The sequence below is a fragment of the Methanophagales archaeon genome (genome assembly GCA_021159465.1).
In the GTDB taxonomy this organism is placed as follows: Archaea; Halobacteriota; Syntropharchaeia; order Alkanophagales; family Methanospirareceae; genus G60ANME1.
The window spans coordinates 1-4788 of the sequence record JAGGRR010000070.1 but is presented as its reverse complement, the minus strand read 5'-3'; the positions used below and the strand labels follow the sequence as shown (position 1 = coordinate 4788).

The 4788-nt window shown below is 42.9% G+C and carries 1 protein-coding gene; it reads right to left on the bottom strand.

Annotated elements, in window-relative coordinates; translation table 11 throughout:
* Positions 1 to 4646, bottom strand: a 4646-nt coding sequence (locus tag J7J01_03875; GenBank protein ID MCD6210020.1) for a PKD domain-containing protein, incomplete at its 3' end; no start/stop codon positions are given.
* Between the last annotated feature and the right edge of the window lie 142 nt (positions 4647 to 4788).

Here is a 4788-nt window from a genome sequence, read left to right as displayed (position 1 = left end):
TTTATTACGTCTCTGTTGCTGGCAATGATTACATTGTCTTCGGAATCTACTGCAAGTCCGCCTACTCCTAAACATTGTGTTTCGTTGTCTATTCTGGATGAGTATCTTGTCCATAACGCTGGTGCTTCTTCCCACCGCAAATACGGATAGGTTACACCTTCTATAATATCCCAGATGTTGGTGAAATCCCAACCGATAAAAGTTGCTTGCTGTTTCATCTCCGCGGTTGTTTTTCCTTCTCCGCCTGCACTGCTGCTCTGTCCAGATGTTTCTATGTCCCAGTAAGAATGTGTGATTGTTCCATGATGTTTATAGCCGATTAAACCACCAACGTAAGAACCACTACCGGTTACTTGACCAGTAGAATAAGAATTGATGACTGTTACACCGTAAACCTCACCAATTAAACCACCTATATCAGAAGATTCACCACTTACACTACTATGGGAATAAGAATTGATGATTTCGCCATCCCAGTAATTAAGACCCACTAATCCACCAACACGACCGGTACCAGTTACACTACCCATAGAATAAGATCTAAGGATTCTTGGCATTGTTGTTCCACCATATGGCTTTTCATTCGAGCCAACTAAACCGCCAACCTCATGTTGACCGCTTACGCTGCCATAAAAATAGCAGTTTTCAATTGTTCCACTGTCGTAATTGTGTCCAACTAAACCACCTACAAAATTGAGACCGATGCCGGTTACACTACCGGTTGAATAGGAATTGGTGATATTTCCTCTATTCTGACCAACTAAACCGCCGACACGCTCATTGCCTTTTATATCAACATCTTCCAACCCAACATCCTTTATCTCGCTTCCTGAAGCAATAGTTCCAAACAAGCCAACGAAATCAGTAGAAGGTCGGTTTATATATAGATTTGTTATTTTATGACCTCCGCCATCAAAAATTCCAGTGAATGGATTACTTGAATTGCCAATTGGTTCAAAACCTGCGCCTGAATTCCAGTTTACGGTGTCAGAACAGTCAATATCGTTGGCTAAATAATAATTTCCGGATAAATCGTTCTTCATATTTTGCAGCTCTTCACAAGTGGTTATTCCTGTGGGAACGGTTATAACCTTTGACGTGCTATCTGTCGCTCCATCGTCATCCGTAACCGTCAGGTTTACCGTGTAGTTGCCTGCGGTTGAGTAGCGATGAGTAGTAATAACACCGCTACTTGTATTTCCATCACCAAAATCCCAATCGTAAGCCGTTATATTTCCATCGGGGTCGTAAGATTCAGAAGCATTGAAGGTAATATTATCAGCGGTAGTGGGATTTTTTGGCGAATATGTGAAATTTGCAATAGGAAGCTTATTAACATCTACACTTATCGCTGTCCAGTTGCTGTTCATTGCACTATCCACCGCAACAGCCGTAAGCGTGCAGTTGCCTGAATCCATCGTAGCAGTATCGAGCTTGAAAATTGGATTGGTAGTGCCAGTGGTATTCACTGCAACAAGCGAATCATTTGCATACAGCGCAGTATGATTTATACCACTGCCGCCTGTGTCGGTTACAGTTGTTTCCACCGTGAAGACACCTGAAACGGTATCACCCTCACCGGGTGAGGTTATAGATACTGTCGGAGGTGCAGTGTCTGCGGGTGTTTGTTCAACGTAAATATTATCCCAGAGCACCTTTGCGTATTTATCCCATAACAACACTCTGGAGATGTTGCCTGTTGCACTTCCCGGAAGGTCTAACTCCAGCTCCAGTCTGTTATCTATGTATGCGTACATCATATTGTTATCGTTGTCTATCACCAGTTTGAAGTTATACCACTGATTGGAGGAGAATGAGTAGCTCTTGTAAGCACTGCCCTGCTCGCTGGTCTCAGTATCATACCAGTATATTATGAAAGTTTCATCATCAGTCTTTGCATTGAAGCCGTACAGTAGTGAATAAGATGCACCTTTATTCTGTGTGATCGCGACACTTGCGTGTGATTGCCCCGATTTGTCTTCGCTAACGTTAAACATACCCTCTACCACTGCACTTCTTGTCCCGAAGTCCTGGTCAACATACGCATACGGTCCCTCGCCCGCGGGGTCGTCTATAACCATTACACCGTTTCCATCAATTTCGGTAATGTAGCAATCTGTAGAAGAGCTCACGAGCCATGCACCTTCGGAGAACCGTATGTTCTCAAATTGGTCGTTAAAGATACAGCCTTTTGAAGCGCGGACGTTGTCAAAAGCGGCTTTTATTGTTGTGCCTTCTGCTTCGCTCGCACCCAAACCGATGTCGCCTTTTGTAAGCCAGCCATCGCTCACGGATAGTACCAGATTTTCACCTGTTGATGGGGTCTTAACGTACACCGTTATGATGGGACCCTCAAATCCTACCTTCAGGGTACACCAGTAGTGATTCACAAGGTCACTTATAATATCAGAATTCAGATTTTCGATGGCTAAAACCGTCAGTTCGTCCTGTGTGATGTTGCTGTCACCATTTGCATCGTATGCTCGCTGCACGGTGGCATTTCCCTTCCATTCGCTACCATGTTTTTCTATCTGCACGCTTGCTATATAAAACCCGCCGTAGGGGTGTGTCTCGCCGATCTGTATAGAATCACGACCGATGATATAAGCGGCAGCTCCTTCAGTCCCGGTATCTATGAAAGCGAAATCGGTTTCCACAGTGTAATCCGTCCAGTTGGACGTGCCTTTCAGTTGGATAATGGGGTCGTTGCCATCCGCAGCGGGTGAGGTAGTCCAGAGATAATTATTGCCACTTTCATTTACATGTACAGACCACTCACCGTTATTTGGTACCCATGCACCGAGCGAGAAATTGGGGTCCTCGAAGTCGTCCTCGAACTCTATAGTAATCTCTTCCTCTGCCCTTGCCCAAGCCTTTTTCCATTCCAAATCCATGTTGTCGGTTATCTCCATGTGAAGTTCATAAGTGCCAAGCGGCAAATCGTCGAATTGCAACGTATAGTCTCCAGCAGAATATTCTTTCATGGCAAAAGGTTCTCCGAGCAAAACACGATTTCCCTCTCCCACGAGATAAGCGTAGAATCTATCCTTCCACAATCCTCTCAGTTTCTGTCCCGCAGTGCCACCGGCACCGCTGTTATCATAGTATGCCGATATGTTTACCGTTAGGGTTCCATTGCTCATGTCCATCTCAGCCGAGTCTATGAATCCACTGAGTAAGGGGAATACCGGGTCGCACACATTAGGGTCTTCCCAGAATAATCCATGAAATGGGTCTGAGAGGTCAGCGGCGAATTCACAAACTTTTAAATCTGTGCAACAGGCATAAGTAGTGTACCATTTAATTAAGGTCTCATCATCTAAAGGATATAAAGTATAAGTTGTGTAAGAAGTGGTGTCATTGTCGTAGATAAGGGGGTCGTAGGTGTGCCATCCTGTTCCTATCCTTACCCAAAGATGGTGGTTGTCGAATTCGTTTATGATGTCATTTAGTAGGACTTGACATGGATGATCCCCCCATCTGTGAAAGCTATTATATAATCTCCTGCCCTGTGGATTATAGCTGGCATGTTGTGAGTAAACGTTCTCTATTTCATCGTGGTCGTATGTATTATTTGGAATATCTACCCATGTTGCTCCATCTCCTGACTTAGCCCTTTCGACGTGGTGAAGATGCCAATCCCATAATGTCCAGCGGTCATAAGCAATCTTATAAGGGTCTTCTCCAACCGAATTGACCCAGATATATACCTGTTCTGCATCGTTGCAATGTCTAGGAAATTCATCCTGTCTACACCAAAATCCGTAATACATGATTAGAATCGCATCGTTTGTGGTGGTAGTATAGGGATCATCTCCCTTATAAACTCGATAGAAAACCTTATCTGGGTAAGTTGTATCAGAATCCTTGACAAAATAAGGCTTATACATTTCAGCTATTTCTAGAGCAGTATATCCTGTCCCCGGGACATTGTCTCCGCCCCATCCCGCCCAATAATCAGGAATGCAAAACCTGGAATCCGAGTTTAAACCATATACATTCTCTGCATTTTCTATAGGTAAGGTTAATGCTTGCAGTGGAGCAGTTCGGGATGGAGCAATAACGCCTTCAGTTAAAGGTACCTTGCATTCCGTTGATAGAACATAATTCGTGATGGTTGTTATCGTGGACGAATTCTTTGAAACGATGATTCTATCGTAATCCAATGGTAGATAATTTGTATATTTTACTGGCATTGCCTTAATAATGAAATTACTGGTGTAATTGCCCTTCAATATTATATCAAAATGCAAAGAGAAATTTGATGAATCCTCCACCATTGTATATTCGACCATTTTTGAATCGAAAAGGTATTCCAATCCTTCCTTAAAGCCTTCTTCATATTCTGAATGGAATAATTCGACCATATACGCATAAACAGTGGAATCAATGACCGGTAACGGCATATCTATGGTCACATTGGCTGTTTGTTGATCCAACACATTTATCACCATACTTCTCAATGGTTTATCTATCGAAGGAGTCGATGTCACAGATTGGATAAGCTTCGAACCTTCTTCACATGATTTCGTTATCGCCTTTGCCATTTTATCATTTATCACATCCCTCCTCTTCACTTCCTTTATGCCGTAGGAAAGACTTTTTGCTTTTGTTTCAATATTTTTATCTCTAACACTTTTTTTCACCTCTATCAAGCTCCGAGACATTTATACGGCTTTTATTACCCTCAACTTTTCCCATAAGAGTTTCATTTCTTGCAGCATTCTTTATGAAGGAGAATACTCTCAAACCCTTCTTATTCCCGGAAATAACAGGAAATGCAACTTC